The organism is Sphaerisporangium sp. NBC_01403, from assembly GCF_045040145.1.
Lineage (GTDB): Bacteria > Actinomycetota > Actinomycetes > Streptosporangiales > Streptosporangiaceae > Sphaerisporangium > Sphaerisporangium viridialbum.
Genome location: NZ_CP109534.1, coordinates 6,007,504 through 6,027,187 on the forward strand (window position 1 = coordinate 6,007,504; position 19,684 = coordinate 6,027,187).

9 protein-coding genes and 3 rRNA genes are annotated in these 19,684 nt (G+C 65.9%); 5 read left to right on the forward strand and 7 right to left on the reverse strand.

The features are described 5' to 3' along the window. Positions 1 to 772: 772 nt before the first annotated feature. The 3 genes from OG589_RS26735 to OG589_RS26745 all read right to left on the reverse strand — a co-directional run bounded on the left by OG589_RS26735 (position 773) and on the right by OG589_RS26745 (position 5,291). Complete coding sequence (locus tag OG589_RS26735; RefSeq protein ID WP_405140534.1) at positions 773 to 2,281, reverse strand: CoA-acylating methylmalonate-semialdehyde dehydrogenase; 1,509 nt, start codon at positions 2,279 to 2,281, stop codon at positions 773 to 775. After that, on the reverse strand, positions 2,278 to 3,576 hold the full coding sequence (locus OG589_RS26740; RefSeq protein ID WP_405140535.1) for an aspartate aminotransferase family protein: 1,299 nt from the start codon (positions 3,574 to 3,576) through the stop codon (positions 2,278 to 2,280). The genes OG589_RS26735 and OG589_RS26740 overlap by 4 nt, the downstream gene beginning before the upstream one ends. Positions 3,577 to 3,770: 194 nt before the next feature. Beyond that, a complete protein-coding gene (locus tag OG589_RS26745) occupies positions 3,771 to 5,291 on the reverse strand; it encodes an MFS transporter (RefSeq protein ID WP_405140536.1) in 1,521 nt (506 codons plus the stop codon). 73 nt (positions 5,292 to 5,364) lie between these two features. Between OG589_RS26745 and OG589_RS26750 the strand changes: the two genes are divergently transcribed. The 4 genes from OG589_RS26750 (at position 5,365) to OG589_RS26765 (ending at position 10,870) form a co-directional block, all read left to right on the forward strand. Beyond that, on the forward strand, positions 5,365 to 6,093 hold the full coding sequence (locus tag OG589_RS26750; RefSeq protein ID WP_405140537.1) for a TetR/AcrR family transcriptional regulator C-terminal domain-containing protein: 729 nt from the start codon (positions 5,365 to 5,367) through the stop codon (positions 6,091 to 6,093). Between the two features lie 62 nt (positions 6,094 to 6,155). Further along, positions 6,156 to 7,766 (forward strand): PucR family transcriptional regulator, encoded by a 1,611-nt coding sequence (locus OG589_RS26755; protein WP_405140538.1) that lies wholly within the window; start codon positions 6,156 to 6,158, stop codon positions 7,764 to 7,766. Then, on the forward strand, positions 7,763 to 8,863 hold the full coding sequence (locus OG589_RS26760) for a P1 family peptidase (protein ID WP_405140539.1): 1,101 nt from the start codon (positions 7,763 to 7,765) through the stop codon (positions 8,861 to 8,863). The genes OG589_RS26755 and OG589_RS26760 overlap by 4 nt, the downstream gene beginning before the upstream one ends. Before the next feature lie 540 nt (positions 8,864 to 9,403). Further along, positions 9,404 to 10,870, forward strand: coding sequence for a phosphodiester glycosidase family protein (locus OG589_RS26765; RefSeq protein WP_405140540.1), 1,467 nt, complete (start codon positions 9,404 to 9,406; stop codon positions 10,868 to 10,870). A 534-nt stretch (positions 10,871 to 11,404) separates the two neighbouring features. Here OG589_RS26765 and OG589_RS26770 read toward each other — a convergent pair. Continuing rightward, complete coding sequence (locus OG589_RS26770) at positions 11,405 to 12,367, reverse strand: oxidoreductase (protein ID WP_405140541.1); 963 nt, start codon at positions 12,365 to 12,367, stop codon at positions 11,405 to 11,407. Positions 12,368 to 12,469: 102 nt separating this feature from the next. Here OG589_RS26770 and OG589_RS26775 point away from each other — a divergent pair, with 102 nt between their 5' ends. After that, the gene (locus tag OG589_RS26775) at positions 12,470 to 13,099 is read left to right on the forward strand and encodes a TetR/AcrR family transcriptional regulator (RefSeq protein ID WP_405140542.1); all 630 of its coding nucleotides are present in this window, start codon (positions 12,470 to 12,472) and stop codon (positions 13,097 to 13,099) included. A 501-nt stretch (positions 13,100 to 13,600) separates the two neighbouring features. Here the strand turns inward: OG589_RS26775 and rrf are convergent. The 3 genes from rrf to OG589_RS26790 all read right to left on the reverse strand — a co-directional run bounded on the left by rrf (position 13,601) and on the right by OG589_RS26790 (position 19,042). After that, positions 13,601 to 13,717: ribosomal RNA gene (gene rrf / locus OG589_RS26780) — 5S ribosomal RNA — on the reverse strand. A gap of 186 nt (positions 13,718 to 13,903) precedes the next feature. After that, positions 13,904 to 17,040 (reverse strand): 23S ribosomal RNA (locus tag OG589_RS26785). A 480-nt stretch (positions 17,041 to 17,520) separates the two neighbouring features. Continuing rightward, a 16S ribosomal RNA gene (locus OG589_RS26790) occupies positions 17,521 to 19,042 on the reverse strand. Together the 16S, 23S and 5S rRNA genes form the textbook arrangement of a ribosomal RNA operon. Positions 19,043 to 19,684: the final 642 nt, after the last annotated feature.

Sequence of the window (19,684 nt, forward strand, 5' to 3'; positions counted from 1 at the left end):
CCGTCGACCCCGGGAGGTCCTGCCGGTCCCTGGGGGCCGGCCGGGCCGGGCGGGCCCGCGGGTGCCGGCGGGACCTTGCAGAGCGATTGCGGCAGGCCAAAGAATCTGCACAGCGGGATGGTGTTGGGCGCTACTGGGACGGATTGGGGCCAGGCAATCGACTGAATGGTCGTGCTCGGCGGAATCGGCGGAATCGGGCAAAAGATAGGCGTACAGTAATCGAGCGCCTTAGATTGCCTTGGGGTGAAATTAAGTACATCAGCCGACGTTCCAGAAGTCGCGCCGCCCATCGCGTTACCGGTAACCGCCTGGTCGCCCGTCCAGGCAGTTCTTGCCTCAGCACCTGCAGGAGCAGGAGAGTAAACGAGAACGGCTCCAGCGAGCACACTGCCCGCCAGAGTCCGTTTCATAAAAGTAGCCACTCTTCATTCTCTCCCCCGGCCCCTCCTGAAGTCACGCCCGGGAGAAACTCTTTGACAGGCCCGGGAGGTCTGGGCAGACCTTTTTCCCATCTGATCAACATGCCTGCCCGGCGTCGTGGAGTTCTTTGCCAGGCGCCCCCGGAATGGCCGCCGAAAAGGCACTATCAATACAGCTGAAGGCATTCACCACAATTAATCGGATAACTGGCTTACCCAGGGCCCGACACGCCGTCCGGAAGGAAGCGGAGGCGCTTCAGGATGTTCCGGCGCGGTGAGCGGGCCCCCGGACACGACGACCCCGCCCGAGAAGAGAACTCGGACGGGGTCGTCGGCGGATCGGGACGAGCGGGTTACTTGTTGGTGGGGAACCCGAGGTTCACGCCGCCGTGGCTCGGGTCGAGCCAGCGCGAGGTGACCACCTTGCCCCGCGTGTAGAAGTGGACGCCCTCGGTGCCGTGGACGTGCGTGTCGCCGAAGAGCGAGGACTTCCAGCCGCCGAAGCTGTAGAAGGCCATGGGCACGGGGATCGGCACGTTGATGCCCACCATGCCGACCTCCACCTCGTTCTGGAAGCGGCGGGCGGCGCCCCCGTCGTTGGTGAAGATGGCGGTGCCGTTGCCGTACTCCACGTCGTTGATGATCTTCAGGCCCTCCTCGTAGGAGGAGACCCTGACCACCGACAGCACCGGGCCGAAGATCTCGTCCCGGTGGACGGCCGAACCCGGCGTGACCTGGTCGATGACCGTGGGCCCGAGCCAGAAGCCCGCGGTCTCCGCGGCGGTCGTGCCGCCCTTCACCGGGGTCTCCCGCCCGTCCACGACCAACTTGGCGCCCTCCGCGAGCGCGGTGTCGAGGTAGGAGGCCACCTTGTCGCGGTGCGCCCGCGTGACCAGGGGGCCCATCTGCGAGTCGGGGTCGTCGCCTGGGCCGATGGTCAGCGTGCCCACGCGCTGGACGATCTTGTCGACCAGTTCGTCGCCGACCGGGTCGACCGCGAGCACGACCGAGATCGCCATGCAGCGCTCGCCCGCCGAGCCGAAGCCGGCGTTCACCGCGGCGTCGGCCACCAGGTCGAGGTCGGCGTCGGGCAGCACGAGCATGTGGTTCTTGGCCCCGCCGAGCGCCTGCACGCGCTTGCCGTGCCGGGTGCCGGTCTCGTAGACGTACCGGGCGATGGGCGTGGAGCCGACGAAGGACACCGCGCGCACGCCGGGGTGCTCCAGCAGCCGGTCGACGGCGACCTTGTCGCCCTGGACGACGTTGAACACGCCGTCGGGCAGGCCGGCCTGCCGCCACAGCGACGCCATCAGCAGCGACGCCGACGGGTCGCGCTCGGAGGGCTTCAGCACGAAGGTGTTGCCGCAGGCGATCGCGACGGGATACATCCACATCGGCACCATGGCCGGGAAGTTGAACGGCGTGATCCCCGCGACCACTCCCAGCGGCTGCCTGATCGAGAAGGAGTCGACGTTCGTCGAGACGTTCTCAGAGAAGCCGCCCTTGAGCAGATGGGGGATGCCGCACGCGAACTCCACGACCTCCAGCCCCCGCGCCACCTCGCCGAGCGCGTCGGAGTGCACCTTGCCGTGCTCGGCGCTGATCAGCGCGGCCAGCTCGTCGCGGTGGCCGTACATCAGCTCGCGGAACCGGAACAGCACCTGCGCCCGCTTCACCAGCGAGGCGTCCCGCCACGCGGGGAACGCGGCCGTGGCGGCGGCCACCGCCGCGTCGACGTCCTCGGGACCCGCGAGGTCCACGTGGCCGGCCACCTCGCCGGTCGCGGGGTTGAAGATCTCCGCCTGCCGGCCCGAGGTGCCCTCCGCCTCCGCGCCGCCGATCCAGTGCGTGACCCGCTTCACTTGGCAATCTCCTCGTTGATGGTCTGAAGTGCCGTGAGGATGATGCCCAGGCCCTCGCGCGCCTCGTCGTCGGTGAGCGTCAGCGGCGGGGCCATGCGGAGCACGTTGCCGTAGAGCCCGCCCTTGCCGGCCAGCAGGCCGAGCTTCTTGGTCTCCTCCATGAAGCGGGAGGCGAGCGCCGGCGCCGGGGCCCCGGTGGCGGGGTCTACCAGCTCCAGGGCGAACATCAGGCCCTTCCCCCGGACGTCCCCGAGGATCGGCAGGCGGCCCCGCGCCTCGCGCAGGCCGTCGATGAGGATCGTGCCGGTGACGGCGGCACGCGACTGGAGGTCGTGGTCGAGCACGTAGTCGAGGGTCGCGTTGGCGGCGGCCATGGAGATCGGGTTGCCGCCGAAGGTGGCAAGGCCGATGGCGTGCGGGGCGTCCATCAGGTCGCCCCGGGCCACCACGCCCCCGACCGCGAAGCCGTTGCCGAGCCCCTTGGCGAAGGTCATCATGTCCGGCGTCATCCCGTGGTTCTGGATGCCGAAGAACGCCGAGCCCGTGCGGCCCCAGCCGGTCTGCACCTCGTCGGAGATGAAGAGGATGCCCTCCTCGTCCAGCACCTCCTTGTAGGCGCCGAACAGCCCGTCGGGGGCCATGGTGAAGCCGCCGACGCCCTGGATCGGCTCGGCGATCAGCGCGGCGACGTCGCCGCCGACCGCGGTGGCGAGCACGTGGCGCAGGTCCTCGACGCAGACCTTGATGTAGTCGGCGTCGGACAGGCCGCTGAACTGCGGGAGATGCCGGTCGGCGCCGTGCAGGAAGTGGACGTTCAGCGGGGAGAGCGAGTTGTTCTTCCAACCGCGGTTGCTCGTGACCGACAGCGCGCCGAAGCTCCTGCCGTGGTAGCTCTGCCGCATGGCCAGCACCTGGTCGGACTTGCGGGCGTACGTCGCGAGCAGCAGGGCCGTCTCGTTGGCCTCGGTGCCGGAGTTGGTGAAGAAGACCTTCGCGTTCTCGATGCCCGACAGCCTGGCGATCTTCTCGGCCAGCTCCACCTGCGCCCGCAGCAGGTAGACGGTGCTGGTGTGCACGACCCCGGTGGCGAGCTGGCGCTCGACCGCCTCACGGACCTCGGGCACGTCGTACCCGATCATGTTGGTGAGGATGCCGGCGAAGAAGTCGAGGTAGGTGCGGCCCTCGGCGTCGACGACGCGGTTGCCCTTCCCCCGTACGATCTCGATCGGCTCGTCGTAATAGAGGGACAACCAGTTGGGCATGACCGCACGGTGGCGCGGAAGAAGGTCCGACATAGTTCGATTATGTCGATTTATCGGCATCGCTCCCACCTCCAAGGTGTCGGCGTACTGCGAATTCACCTTACATGCTGCCACCCTCAAGCTTCTAACGTCCTGAAGTCACTTGGACCTGATGTCCTGACATATCCCAGGCGCCCACGGGCGGCCTCACCACGTGCCGCCCGTGGGCGCCTGGGCTCGGCTTCCGGTCAGGCCACCGGCTCGGGTTGCGGCTCGGGCGCAGGCACCGTACGGGGGCGCAGGACCGCGAAGGCGAGCGCGGCCGAAGCGACGGCGAACGCCACACCGACCCAGGAGCCGAACGACATCGCCGACACGAACGCCTCCCTTGCCGTCCGCGCGAGCCCCGCGTCCCCCAGTTGGAGCGCGGCGCCGATCGAGTCCCTCGCCGCCGCCGGAGCGGTCTCCGGCATCCGCGCGGTGTAGACCCCGGCGAGCACGCTGCCGAGGACGGCCACGCTCAGCGCCATGCCGACCTGCTGCACGGTGTCGTTGAGCGCCGAGCCGACGCCCGCGTGGTCGGGCGGGACGGCGCCCATAAGCGTCGCGTAGGCCGCGGGCCCCGCGAGACCGCCGCCCATGCCCATGATCAGCAGACCGGTGATGAGCCGGCCGTACCCGTCGGACGGCCCGATGAGCGCCAGCACCAGGAACCCTCCGGCCATCACCAGCATGCCCACCGCGATCAGCACCCGGTTGCTGACCCGCTGCCCGAGCCCGGCGCCCACGCCGTTGAACACGGCCGCCGCGGCCGCGTACGGCAGCAGCGCGAGGCCCGCCTTCATCGGCCCGTACGCCAGCACGAACTGGAGGTACTGGGTGAGCATCAGCAGCAGCGCCCCGGTGCCGAACGACATCAGCACGATGGAGAACGACGAGCCGCTGAAGTTCCTGTCGCGGAACAGCGAGAGCGGCAGCATCGGATGCTCGGTCCGCCGCTCCCAGAGCACGAAGCCCCCGAGCGCCACCACGGCCACGGCGATCGCCGTCAGCGAGCGGGCCGAGGTCCAGCCCTCGCGGGGCGCGTCGATCACCATGTAGACCAGCGCGGTCATGCCCGCCGTCGACAGCAGCGCGCCGAGGGGATCCGTGGGACGGGCAGGCGCGCGGGACTCGGGCATCAGCAGGACGGCCGCGAGGATGGCGACGGCGGCGATCGGCACGTTCAGCAGGAACACCGAGCCCCACCAGTAGTGCTCCAGCAGGAAACCGCCCAGGGTCGGCCCGGCGATCACCCCGACCATGGCGACCGCGCTCCAGGCGGCGAAGGCCTTGCGGCGCTCGGAGTCGTCGAAGACCGTGATCAGGATCGACAGGGTGCTCGGCATCAGGAAGGACCCGCCCACGCCCATGAGCGCGCGGGCGCCGATCAGCTGCCACGGCTCCTGGGCCAGCATCGCCACCACCGAGGCCCCGCCGAACACCAGCAGCCCGATGACCAGGAAGCGGCGCCGGCCGTACCGGTCGGACAGGCTTCCCGCGGTCAGCAGCAGGCCGGCGAAGACCAGGACATAGGCGTCGATGATCCACTGGATGTCCGCCGGGCTCGCGCCGAGATCGCGGATGAGCGAGGGGATGGCGAGGTTCAGCACAGTGTTGTCCACGACGAGCACCAGCAGGCTCAGGCACAGCACTCCGAGGATCCACCAGCGCCGGGGGTTCTTCTCCGGTGCCACTCCGTGCTCTTCTCGTACAGCGTTCGAGTTCACTCGCACAGCGTACGATGAAGCTCGTACAGCGTGCGAGTGAATTATCCTTTGAGCGGAAGAAGGAGAGTCACCCTTGCCGAGCAAGACGCGGTTCACCTCGGTCTGGGCCCGCGAGGCGTCCGGGAAGCGCCCGCGGGAGCAGCCCTCGCTGAGCCGCGAGCAGATCGTCCGGGCGGCGATGGAGCTCCTCGACACCGAAGGCATGGAAGCCCTCAGCATGCGCAAGCTCGGGGCCAGGCTCGGCTCCGGGGCCACCAGCATCTACTGGTACGTCGCCAACAAGGAAGAGCTGCTGGAGCTCGTGCTCGACGAGGTCTACGGCCAGGCTCACATCCCCGACCCCGCGGTGACCGGCTGGCGCGACGCGGCCGCCGCGTTCGCTTACGGCATGCGCAACGCGATCCTCCAGCACCCCTGGTCGGTCACGCTCATCGGCACCATGCCGAGCCTCGGGCCGAACGCCATGGCCGTCAGCGCGACGCTGATGGACGCCTTCCAGCTCGCCGGCTTCACCGGCATGACCCTCGACTACGCCTCCTCCGCCGTCGTCTCCTACACCCTCGGCGCCACGGTTCCCGAGGTCAGCTGGCTGAACACCGTCGGCCGGTCGAGCGCGGACGCCGAGGAGTGGAGGAAGGCGATGCGTCCCCAGATGGAGGTCGCCGCCGCCGACTACCCCGACCTGCTCGCCCGCTACCACGACTTCGAGAAGATCGACGTCACCAGGGCCCGGCACCTGGCCTTCGACTTCGGCCTGCTGGCCATACTCGACGGCCTGGAGGCCCGCCTCCGCCAGTCCTGAGTGAACAGTGTGTCAGGTAGTGAGTGGTCGGTCTTACAGGGTGATCGGCTAGGCTCGGACCTATGCTACCGACCCTGGCCGACGTCCTCGCACTGGACGCCGTCCGCCGAGGCAACCCGCGCGTGGTCGCGGGCGCCGACCGGCTGGACACGCGCGTGCGCTGGGTGCACGTCGGCGAGGTCAGCGACATCGCCCACCTGCTCCGCGGCGGCGAGCTCATCCTCACCACCGGCGTCGCGCTCCCCGACGAGCCCGACAAGCTGGCCGACTACATCGCCGACCTCGCCGCCGTGGGCGCGTCCGGCCTGATCGTCGAGCTGGGCCGCAGGTTCATCCGCGAACTGCCGCGCGCCGTCGTCGAGTCGGCGGAGACCCACGGCCTCCCGCTCGTCACGCTGGCCCGCGAGACGCCCTTCGTGCAGATCACCGAGTCGGTGCACGCCCGCATCATCGACATCCAGCTCGAGGAGCTCCGCGCCTCCGAGCACCTCCACGAGGTGTTCACCGAGCTGTCGGTCGAGGGCGCGTCGCCGGCGGAGGTGCTCACCCAGGTGTCGCGCCTGTCGGCCCGTCCCACGATCCTGGAGAACCTCGCCCACCAGGTGCTCGCCTGCGAGTCCACCGGGCGCGACACCGGCATCCTGCTCGCCAACTGGGAGGCGCGGTCGCGGGCGGTGGCCCCGCGCGAGCGCACCGCCTACGACCCCTCGTCCGGCTGGCTGGTCACCATGGTCGGCGCGCGCGGCCACGACTGGGGACGGCTGATCCTCATCTGCGAGTCCCCGCCCGGCCCGCGCGAGATCGTCCTCGCCGAGCGCGCCGCCACCACGCTCGCCCTGGGCCGGCTGCTGGAGCGTCACCAGGAGAGCCTGGAACGCCAGGCCCACGGCACGATCATCACCGGCATCCTGACCCACGCGTACGCCGACCCCGAGGAGGCGGCGGCCCGCGCCCGGGCGGTCGGGGTCCCGCTCACCGGCCGCAAGCTCATCAGCGTGGTGCTCCGGCTCACCGACCCGACCGATACGGCGCTCAACCTCCAGGCGCAGCTCGGCGAGCTGGCGGAGGCCACGGCCGCCGCCTGCCGTGAGGCCAAGCTGCCCGCCCTGGTCGGCGCCCTCGACCAGAACCGCGTCGGGGTCCTGCTCCCCCTGCCTCCCCGCACGCTCGCCGAGGGCGCGCTCACCGCCCTCGCCGAACGGCTGCGCACGGCCTTCGCCACGCCCTTCGTCCTCGCCGCGGGCTCCGTCGTCGAGTCCATCAGGGACGTGCGCCGCAGCTTCCTCGAAGCCGAGCAGGTCGCCGAGGCCGCCGCCCGCCAGCCCGACAGGCGCCCGTTCTACCGGCTGCCCGACCTGCGGCTGCGCGGCCTGCTCCACCTCCTGCGGGACGACGCCAGGCTGCAGACCTTCGCCGAGCGCGAACTGGGCCCGCTGCTCGCCCACGACGCCCACCGCGGCGGCGACCTGACCGGCATCCTGCGCACCTATCTGGACGCGGGGCGCAACAAGGCCGTGGCCGCCCAGCGCGCCCACCTGTCGCGGCCGGCGTTCTACGACCGGCTCCGCCGCCTGGAGCGCATCCTCGACACCGACCTCGACGACGTCGAGTCGTGCCTGTCACTCCACGTCGCCCTGCTGGCGCTGGAGTCGTTCCGAAGGGAGATCCGTTGAGCCCTCGGGCACGCGACCATGGCATCGTGATAGGCACCGGCACCCCCGGGCCGTACAACGCCATCACCGACGTCGCGGGGGTCAGGGTCGGCCACACCACTCTGGTACGCGGCGAGGGCGCCCGCGTGGTGGGCGGGGGCCCGGTGCGCACCGGCGTCACGGTGGTGCTGCCGCACGGCGGCTCGGCGTTCGACGAGCCCGTGTACGCGGGCTACCACTGGCTGAACGGCAACGGCGAGATCACCGGCATGGCCTTCCTCGACGAGTTCGGCATGCTCGGCTCGCCGATCGGGCTCACGAACACCGCCTCCGTCGGGGTGGTGCGGGACACGCTCGTGGAGATCGAGGTGGCGTCCCTCGGCAGGGGCCGCCAGGCCTGGTCCCTGCCCGTAGTCGGCGAGACCTGGGACGGCACGCTGAACGACATCGACGGCCAGCACGTCAAGCCCGAGCACGTCAAGGAGGCCTACCGCACGGCGTCGGCCGGGCCGGTGGCCGAGGGCGGCGTCGGCGGCGGCACCGGCATGATCTGCCACGGGTTCAAGGGCGGCATCGGCACCGCCTCCCGCGTGCTCGGCGAGAGTGAGGGGGGCTACTCCGTGGGCGTGCTCGTCCAGGCCAACCACGGATCGCGCGAGCGCCTGACCGTCAACGGCTTCCCGGTCGGCCGGAGCCTCCACGACGTGCCGAGGCCCACACCGCCGAAGTTCGAAGGCGCCGGTTCGATCATCGGCATCGTCGCCACCGACGCGCCGCTGCTCCCCCACCAGTGCCGCAGGCTCGCCCAGCGGGCCGGGCTCGGCGTCGCGCGCACGGGCGGCGCGGGCGAGAACTCCAGCGGGGACGGCTTCCTGTGCTTCTCCACCGCCAACCGCAACCTTCCGGCCAACGCGCTCGACGCCGACCCGCCACGCACCTTCGACGTGACCGTGCTCGCCGATGACCACATCGACCCGCTCTTCTACGCCGTGATCGAGGCGACCGAGGAGGCCATCGTCAACGCCCTGGTCGCCGGGGAGACCATGACCGGCGCCGACGGCGTCACCGTCCACGGCCTCGACGGGAAGCGCCTGGCGGGGCTGGTGACCGTGGTGTGAGGCGCTGGGCGGCACGGCCGGGTCACGTGCCGCCGTCGCGGGCTTCCGCGTGGACCGAGTCGTCGACGCAGACGTAGGCGTCCCACCGGCGGGGCCGGGCCATGACGACTCCGATGATGAAGCCAAGGATCATGCTCGCCAGGATTATCGGAAACAGAACGTTGAGCCCCATGACGGGTGCCTCTCGAGGAAGGTGTGCCGCTCGCTCGGTGTACGCGGCCTAGGAAACCGTAACGCCGCATCGCGCGCCGCCGCAGCCCGTCGCCGAGGGCTCACCCATATTGACCAGGGTATTGACCCGATTTACGTGGCCCCTTACGGACACCTCGCGTTCCCTGTTCGGCCCCGTGGCGGACACGCGCGCGCGGCAACCGCGTGTGATGGCGCGAGCTGGCCGGATTCCCGTCATGCCCGCCTATTTCAGCATCCGGAAAGACAGCCGGTTACATTCTCGTAGACGTTGGCGTGTTTACGGGCGCTTGGCGTGTCGCTACCAAGACCATGGTGCACCAAGGAGTAGATCACCCACGGGAGCCCTTGATGCCACGTCGCCTCATCGCCGGTCTTGCCGCGCTTTCCTTCCTCGCGGCCACCGCCCCCGCACCGGCGATCGCCGAATCGCTACGATCGGGTCTGCCGTCGGCGAACTTCCCGCTCGGGCAACCCGGCGCCGCCACACAGAAGCAGAAAGCGGTCGCGGCGGGCATCGACCTGTTCACGGTTCTCCATGGCACCCCGACCGATGGATACACCGTGTCGGTGCTCATGAACGGCAAGGACTACGGCTCCCAGGCCAGTGCCGAGGCGGCGGCGGAATCAGCCCTCAACGCCGGATTCGAGGCGAGCATCCAGCAGTTCACCCGCCCCGGCGTCGCCGACTTCCCCCAGGGAGTCGGTTACACGGTACGCATCGGGCTTTGGACGCTGAAAGAGCGCAATGAGGCCGAAAAGGTAGTTAAGAAGCTCAAAGAGGCAGGTATCTCCGCGAAGGTGGATTTCCTCGGAGATGACGGGCTGCAGACCACCGGCCCCTGGGACATGCGGGTGCTCACCGTCGACCCCCGCTCCTTCACCGGCTCTTACCACTCCAGCATCGGAGCCACCGTCGCCAAGCGCGAGACCCCCTCGTCCATGGCCAAGCGACAGGGCGCGGTCGCCGCGGTCAACGGCGGATTCTTCAACATCCACACGGACAAGAACCTCCGGGGCGAGCCCGTGGGCGTCTCCGTGGTCGACGGCCGCCTGCTCAGCGAGGCGGTCGCCGGCCGCAGCGCCCTGATCCTCAAGGACCGCAGCGCGCGCATCACCGAGGTGAAGACCACGGTCACGGCGACCTCGCCCGACGGCGAGAGAACCACCATCAACGGCGTCAACCGCGCGGCTCAACCGGACGAACTGGTGCTCTACACCGAGGAGTTCGGCGCGAAGACCCCCTCCGACGAGGGAGCCGAGGCCGTCCTGGACGACAAGGGCCAGGTGCTGACCCTTCGCCCCGCGGGCGGGAAGGTGGCGCGCGGCACCCGCGTGCTGCACGGCACCGGCATCATGTCGGACTGGATCTGGGCCCACGCCTGGGAGAAGTGGACGCTGAACGTCACCACCAAGGTCACCGACATGCGCTCCGGCAAGGGCATCCCCCTCACCCCGCAGACCAGCATCATCGGCGGCGGGGTCGGCCTGGTCCGCGACGGCCGCGAGCACATCACCGCGAAGGCCGACGGGCAGGCGAACATCAACATGATCCTTCGCCGGCACCCCCGCACGATGGCGGGTGTCACCAAGTCCGGCAAGCTCATCCTCGTCACGGTCGACGGCCGCAAGCCCGGCGTCACCGTCGGAGCCTCGATGGTGGAGGCCGCGCAGCTGATGCTCTGGCTCGGCGCCCGCCAGGCCATCAACCTGGACGGCGGCGGGTCGAGCGCGATGGTCGTCAAGGGCAAGGTCGTCAACCACCCCTCCGACGGCACCGAACGCGGCGTAGGCGACGCCCTCCTAATCCTCCCCTAACAGACACCCGCGCCCCGTTCTTAAGACCACCCACGGACCTCCCTTAAGACCACCCGGTCCCCTCTCTCGAGGCCACTCTCGAGGCCACCCATGGACCTCTCTTAAGACCACCCGTGATCCTGTCACCGTGATCCTCTTCTTAGGGTCTACCGTGATCCCTCCCGAAGAAGGTCACCCGTGTACCTCCGCACCTCACCCACCCCCCTCTACGCCGGTCTGGTCTCCAGCTTTTAGGCGCCGAAGCGCACCTGTCACCCCTCTGCGCCGGTCTTGTGTCCAGTCTGCGCCGGTCTTGTGTCCAGCCTTGAGGCGCCGAAGCGGTGGGATGTCGGCGTACTCCTTGATATGCAGAGGTGAGTACGCGTAAACGTGCAGAGCTGTCACGGGAGTTGCGCCCGGTTCGGCCGTCTGGCGGTTTCACCGGTGACAAGTAAGATCCAAGACCCATTCCTGGAACCACCCATGCTCACGCCGAGGGAAGGCGAGGTGCTGGGAAAGTCCACGCTCAGCTGCCCTCGCACAACCACGCCCTCGTCATACGTACGGCAGGCGTGTGTCTGTGGCGGCGGGCAGCTCGTAGGTGACGCCGGTGAGGCGTTCGGAGAGCTGCCACAGGCGGGCGGCTGTGGCGGTGTCGCGGATGGCGCGCTCATGGGAACGACGCGTGGGTTCACCGCGCAGTTGCAGTGGTCCGTCGGGAACGATGTAGCTGCCCCCTGGCAGGTCAGGCACGGTCGCCGCGTACAGGGAGGTCTTCGCCCCTTCCGGAGTGGGGCGGAAGAACGCGCGCACGAGCAGGCGCGTGACGGTCCCGTACAAGCGTCCTCTGCCGCTGTTGGCACCGCCGGTGAGCACGTTGGTGCGGGTCAGTCCGGGCGCGACGGCCATGCTGCGCAGCTTCAGCCCTGCGGCGTCGGCCCGACGCTGCAGTTCCATGGCGAAGTAGAGGTTGGCCCGTTTGGACTGCACGTAGGCGAAGGCTGTCTGGTAGGTGCGCTCGGCGTTGAGGTTGCCCAGGTCGAAGCGGGCGAAGCGCTGGCCTTCGCTGCTGACGGTGACCACCCGCGGGTCCGGCGCGGCAAGCAGACAAGGCAGCAGCAGGCCGGTCATGGCGAAGGCGCCCAGGTGGTTGATGCCGAACTGCGACTCGAACCCGTCGGCGGTCTGAGCGTAGGGCACCATCGCCACTCCGGCGTTGTTCACCAACAGATCGAGCGAGCCGCGGTCCCACCCGGCGGCGAATGCTCGGATGGAGGCTAAGCTGCCCAGGTCCATCTGGCGCAGTTCCAGGTGAGCGCCGGACACCTCGCCCTGCATGCGGGCGAGCGCGGCCTGGCCGCGTTCGGGGTCGCGGCAGGCCAGCACGACGTGCGCGCCGCGGCGGGCCAGTTCGCGGGCGGTGACGTAGCCGATGCCGCTGTTGGCTCCGGTCACCACCGCAACTCGTCCGGATTGGTCGGGGACGGCATGGAGGGTCCAAGCGGGGGAGTTCCGCATGATGTACCACCTCAGGGGATACAGGATGAATGTATCGCAACTCCGAGTTGCGATACATTCATCCTGTCAGCCGGCCCGCGAATATCGCAACTTGGAGTTGCAATGCAGTCTGATCATTCCGCTGCCCGGCCGGTCGGCCGCGGCGCCAAAGTACGCGCCGCCGTCCACGCCGCCACACTCGCCGAGCTCGTGGATAAGGGCTACGCCGCATTGAGCGTCGAGAACGTCGCCCAGCGCGCCGGAGTCCACAAGACGACGGTCTACCGGCGGTGGGAGGATCGAGAGAGCCTGCTCACCGACGCCCTGGCCGAGCACATGGCGATGGACATCCCCGTTCCCGACACCGGAGCGATCGAGACCGACCTGCGGGCGCTGGCGCGCTCGCTCGTCCAGTCGTTCGCCAGCCCGGCCGGGCAGGCCATCCTCGCCGCCATGTTCACCGGGGCAGCCCACCTTCCGGAGATCGCCGCAGCCAGGCGTCACGTGTTCGATGACCGGCTCACCAGAGCCGAACCGGTGGTGACGCGCGCCATCGAGCGCGGCGAACTGCCCGGGGATACCGATCCTGCCGAGCTCTTCAAGACTCTTGCCGCGCCGATCTACCTACGCCTGCTTATCACTGCCGATCCGGTCCACGAGGCGACCGCCGACCAGGCGGTGCGGGTGACGCTGGCGGCCGCGCGCGCTGGCGCCTTGCGACTGGCGCACGCCAGCGAGCCGGCTACCGGGTGAGGATGCTGATGCCGAGCATGCGTGCCCCGGCCCCGGTATGCGGGCGGTGCGTGCTGCCGGGCGCGAACACCGACGCGAGTTTTCTCCAGCGGAGAGGTCTCCTTCAACTCTGCACGTTCGCCTGTACCTGACTCTGCACATGGACCCGTACGCCGACATGGGATGTGGTGCGGCGGTGCCGGCGCCGAATCTACGGCGAACGACCATCGAAGGGACCGAGGGCGGGGCACCTGGCCGGCGGAGGAGTCCGATCCCCGAACCCGCCGCGGACCACTTCCCCAATGGCTCCGGGGGCAGGGAACCCGTGGACGGAGTAGTGGGAGTGGACGGTCGTAGAGGACGGAGGGAGCTGGGGAACGGACGAGCTAGATAGTCACGTGTCCAGAGGGTCAGGCGGCCAGCGGGTCAGGCGGCCAGCGGGTCAGGCGGCCAGCGGGAAATACCCCAAAACGCAGGAAAGCCATCCACAAAGTGGATGGCTCTCCTACCAACACAATATTTGTCCGGCGGTGTCCTACTCTCCCACACCGTCCCCGGTGCAGTACCATCGGCGCTGGAAAGCTTAACTTCCGGGTTCGGAATGTAACCGGGTGTTTCCCTTCCGCTATGACCGCCGTAACCCCTTGAAACATACAACCCGGGTCACCCCAGTTTGTTGTTTCTGAGTTACATAGTGGACGCGAGCAAGATGCCCCCTGCTAGGGAATCATGTGACGGTTGCGCATGCACCCGGGACCCGGCGAAGAGAACCGGGGCCGCAGCACACCATCACACACTTTGACCACGCAGGGGAACATTAGCTTTGTGGTCAAGTCCTCGGCCTATTAGTACCGGTCAGCTCCACACCTCACGATGCTTCCACCTCCGGCCTATCAACCCAGTCGTCTCCTGGGAGCCTTACCCTGTTTCCAGGTGGGAGACCTCATCTCAAGGCAGGCTTCCCGCTTAGATGCTTTCAGCGGTTATCCCTCCCGAACGTAGCCAACCAGCCGTGCTCTTGGCAGAACAACTGGCACACCAGAGGTTCGTCCGTCCCGGTCCTCTCGTACTAGGGACAGCCCCTTTCAAGTCTCCTGCGCGCGCAGCGGATAGGGACCGAACTGTCTCGCGACGTTCTAAACCCAGCTCGCGTACCGCTTTAATGGGCGAACAGCCCAACCCTTGGGACCTACTCCAGCCCCAGGATGCGACGAGCCGACATCGAGGTGCCAAACCATCCCGTCGATATGGACTCTTGGGGAAGATCAGCCTGTTATCCCCGGGGTACCTTTTAGCCGTTGAGCGACGGCGCTTCCACATGCCACCGCCGGATCACTAGTCCCAGCTTTCGCTCCTGCTCGACCTGTCGGTCTCACAGTCAAGCCCCCTTGTGCACTTACACTCAACACCTGATTGCCAACCAGGCTGAGGGAACCTTTGGGCGCCTCCGTTACCCTTTAGGAGGCAACCGCCCCAGTTAAACTACCCACCAGACACTGTCCCCCACCCGGATACACGGGCGCGGGTTAGACATCCAAAACGACCAGAGTGGTATTTCACCAATGACTCCACCCGAACTAGCGTCCGAGCTTCACCGTCTCCCACCTATCCTACACAAGCCGTCCCAAACACCAATGTCAAGCTGTAGTGAAGGTCCCGGGGTCTTTCCGTCCTGCTGCGCGTAACGAGCATCTTTACTCGTAGTGCAATTTCGCCGGGTCTGTGGTTGAGACAGCGGGGAAGTCGTTACGCCATTCGTGCAGGTCGGAACTTACCCGACAAGGAATTTCGCTACCTTAGGATGGTTATAGTTACCACCGCCGTTTACCGGCGCTTAAGTTCTCAGCTTCGCACGCCCGAAAGCGCACTAACCGGTCCCCTTAACGTTCCGGCACCGGGCAGGCGTCAGTCCGTATACATCGTCTTACGACTTCGCACGGACCTGTGTTTTTAGTAAACAGTCGCTTCCCCCTGGCCACTGCGACCCCCACCAGCTCCGAGTGCAAGACTCATCACCAGCAAGGGTCCCCCTTCTCCCGAAGTTACGGGGGCAATTTGCCGAGTTCCTTAACCACAGTTCACCCGATCGCCTTGGTATTCTCTACCTGACCACCTGAGTCGGTTTAGGGTACGGGCCGCCGGCACACTCACTAGAGGCTTTTCTCGGCAGCATGGGATCACCCACTTCACCACAATCGGCTCGGCATCACATCTCACCCTACGTGTGGCACGGATTTACCTATGCCACGGGCTACATGCTTACCCCAGGAACAACCATCGCCTGGGATGGGCTACCCTCCTGCGTCACCCCATCGCTTACCTACTACCAGATCAGGCCAGGCGTTCAGCCTCACCAAGTCCCGAAGGACAACAGGGGCTTAAGGACCCTTAGTATCACTGGATTCGATATGGGCGCGTGCTAGCGGGTACGGGAATATCAACCCGTTGTCCATCGACTACGCCTGTCGGCCTCGCCTTAGGTCCCGACTTACCCTGGGCGGATTAGCCTAGCCCAGGAACCCTTGGTCATCCGGCGCAGAAGTTTCTCACTTCTGATTCGCTACTCATGCCTGCATTCTCACTCGCACGGCCTCCACAACTCGATCACTCGGCTGCTTCGCCGGCCGCACGACGCTCCCCTACCCATCCACACACCTAGATGTGACTCACATCACACCGGGCTTAACGCGTGAATGCCACGACTTCGGCGGTGTACTTGAGCCCCGCTACATTATCGGCGCGGAATCACTTGACCAGTGAGCTATTACGCACTCTTTCAAGGATGGCTGCTTCTAAGCCAACCTCCTGGTTGTCACTGCGACTCCACATCCTTTCCCACTTAGCACACGCTTAGGGGCCTTAGTCGGTGGTCTGGGCTGTTTCCCTCTCGACTACGGAGCTTATCCCCCGCAGTCTCACTGCCACGCTCTCACTTACCGGCATTCGGAGTTTGGCTGACGTCAGTAACCCGGTAAGGCCCATCAGCCATCCAGTGCTCTACCTCCGGCAAGAAACACGTGACGCTGCACCTAAATGCATTTCGGGGAGAACCAGCTATCACGGAGTTTGATTGGCCTTTCACCCCTACACACAGGTCATCCCCCAGGTTTTCAACCCTGGTGGGTTCGGTCCTCCACACGGTCTTACCCGCGCTTCAACCTGCCCATGCGTAGATCACTCCGCTTCGGGTCTACAGCATGCGACTCAAACGCCCTATTCAGACTCGCTTTCGCTACGGCTCCCCCACACGGGTTAACCTCGCCACACACCATAACTCGCAGGCTCATTCTTCAAAAGGCACGCAGTCACATCACGGACAAGGCAAGCCTCGTCCAAGCTCCTACGGCTTGTAGGCACACGGTTTCAGGTACTATTTCACGACCCCTCACCGGGGCGCTTTTCACCTTTCCCTCACGGTACTTGTTCACTATCGGTCATCAGGGAGTATTTAGGCTTACCAGGTGGTCCTGGCAGATTCACACAGGATTCCTCGAGCCCCGTGCTACTTGGGATCCCCTCAAACAGTCGACAAGGTTTCGCCTACCCGACTCTCACGGTCTACGGCGCAACTTCCCAGAAGCTTCGACTACCCCATCGATTTATCACTGTTCGGAAGAACGGCAGCTCCTCCAAGAGGGTCCCACAACCCCACACACGCAACACCTGCCGGCTATCACACGCGCATGGTTTAGCCTCATCCGCTTTCGCTCACCACTACTCACGGAATCACTATTGTTTTCTCTTCCTACGGGTACTGAGATGTTTCACTTCCCCGCGTTACCACCAACCGCCCTATACATTCAGACGGCGGCAACACCACATGACTGGTGCTAGGTTTCCCCATTCGGACATCCCCGGATCAACGTCTGGTTGGCGACTCCCCGAGGCTTAACGCAGCCTCCCACGTCCTTCATCGGCTCCTGATGCCAAGGCATCCACCGTGTGCCCTAAAAAACTTGGCCACAAAGATGCTCGCGTCCACTATGCAATTCACAAACAACAAACAGGCCACCAACCCCACCCACCACCAGACACCCACACCACCAACCCGAAAGACACAACATCTCTCAAGCCACGATGCGAACCGGTATGACGGAAGGCTGGCCCCGCAAACAAGGAACAGACCCAACAAGCAACGAGACCGCAACCCCACAGCAACAGCTGCGACAGCGGCCCCGCGCGTTGGCCCGTTTCCTCAGGACCCAACAGTGTGTTCGAACCACCCGAACCCCCACGACAGCGTTCCCACTCCGCAACCCCCCTCACAAGGAGGAGACTCACGGCGGTACCAGCCGCCGGGACGACCCCGACGATCCGACTAGCCAGTGCTCCACTAATGAGCAGGTCGCGCACAAGACGAACGCTTGCGAACACGACCATGGACCAAACCCCGATGCGACGACCTTGCGACGCACCCGCGAGCTCAGCCAGATGCTCCTTAGAAAGGAGGTGATCCAGCCGCACCTTCCGGTACGGCTACCTTGTTACGACTTCGTCCCAATCGCCAGCCCCACCTTCGACCGCTCCCCCCAGCAAGCTGGTTGGGCCACGGGCTTCGGGTGTTGCCGACTTTCGTGACGTGACGGGCGGTGTGTACAAGGCCCGGGAACGTATTCACCGCAGCGTTGCTGATCTGCGATTACTAGCGACTCCGACTTCATGGGGTCGAGTTGCAGACCCCAATCCGAACTGAGACCGGCTTTTAGGGATTCGCTCCACCTCACGGCATCGCAACCCTCTGTACCGGCCATTGTAGCATGTTTGCAGCCCAAGACATAAGGGGCATGATGACTTGACGTCATCCCCACCTTCCTCCGAGTTGACCCCGGCAGTCTCCCATGAGTCCCCACCACCCCAAAGGGCGTGCTGGCAACATGGAACAAGGGTTGCGCTCGTTGCGGGACTTAACCCAACATCTCACGACACGAGCTGACGACAGCCATGCACCACCTGTCACCCAGTCCGAAGAGGGCTCTGTCTCCAGAGCTTTCCGGGCGATGTCAAGCCTTGGTAAGGTTCTTCGCGTTGCGTCGAATTAAGCAACATGCTCCGCCGCTTGTGCGGGCCCCCGTCAATTCCTTTGAGTTTTAGCCTTGCGGCCGTACTCCCCAGGCGGGGCGCTTAATGCGTTAGCTACGGCACGGAATCCGTGGAAGGACCCCACACCTAGCGCCCAACGTTTACAGCGTGGACTACCAGGGTATCTAATCCTGTTCGCTCCCCACGCTTTCGCTCCTCAGCGTCAGGTAAGGCCCAGCAAGCCGCCTTCGCCACCGGTGTTCCTCCTGATATCTGCGCATTTCACCGCTACACCAGGAATTCCGCTTGCCCCTACCTACCTCTAGCCAGCCCGTATCCACCGCAGACCCACAGTTAAGCCATGGGCTTTCACGGCAGACGCGACAAGCCACCTACGAGCTCTTTACGCCCAATAATTCCGGACAACGCTTGCGCCCTACGTATTACCGCGGCTGCTGGCACGTAGTTAGCCGGCGCTTCTTCTGCAGGTACACGTCAACTTCGTCCCTGCTGAAAGAGGTTTACAACCCGAAGGCCGTCATCCCCCACGCGGCGTCGCTGCGTCAGGCTTTCGCCCATTGCGCAATATTCCCCACTGCTGCCTCCCGTAGGAGTCTGGGCCGTGTCTCAGTCCCAGTGTGGCCGGTCGCCCTCTCAGGCCGGCTACCCGTCGTCGCCTTGGTAGGCCACTACCCCACCAACAAGCTGATAGGCCGCGAGTCCATCCCCAACCGAAAAAACTTTCCACCAGCACCCGATGCCAAGGCTGGTCGTATCCGGTATTAGACCCAGTTTCCCGGGCTTATCCCAAAGTCAGGGGCAGGTTACTCACGTGTTACTCACCCGTTCGCCGCTCGAGTACCCCGAAGGGCCTTTCCGCTCGACTTGCATGTGTTAAGCACGCCGCCAGCGTTCGTCCTGAGCCAGGATCAAACTCTCCAAACAATGTCTGAAGAAATCCCGGCGAACACCACACACACATGTGCGATGTCAACCAAAGGAAACCATCCCCACACACCCACAAGAGCGCATGGAAGACGGAGGTATGCATATTCATGCACTGGCTTTTAACACACTGTTGAGTTCTCAAGAAACGGACGCGTACACCATCACCCGAACCCACCACGTGGACCCGAACTCCGGGGCTTCCATCTCGTATGTCTTCATCTTACAAGGCCGTTTGACCGGGAGCAAACCGCGCCTTTGCAGGCACTTGACTTCCAGCCATCCGAACCCACTAGGATTCAGACCGCCCCGTCTCCAGGGCAACTCCACTAACTTACCAGGTCCGGAGAGCCTCGTCAAGTACTGACGTTGCGCTTCAAAGCCAGGTAGGTCTTGCGGGAGTGCAGGAGAGCCTAACACCTCTGGGAGTCGAATGATTCCCGGAGTCTCCGTTCAGATCGAGCGGAGTGTGGCGCGCCCTGCGAGAAGAACTCTAGCATCGGTGCGACCGTGTCATGAACAACTTGGGTCAGCCCCTGGTTATTCCCGGGTCGCGAACGCCCAAACCTTCCGCTTCGGACCCTTACGGACCGAAGCGCACAGGCCCCTTGTGGATCGACGCGCAGGAGCCCGCGACCATCG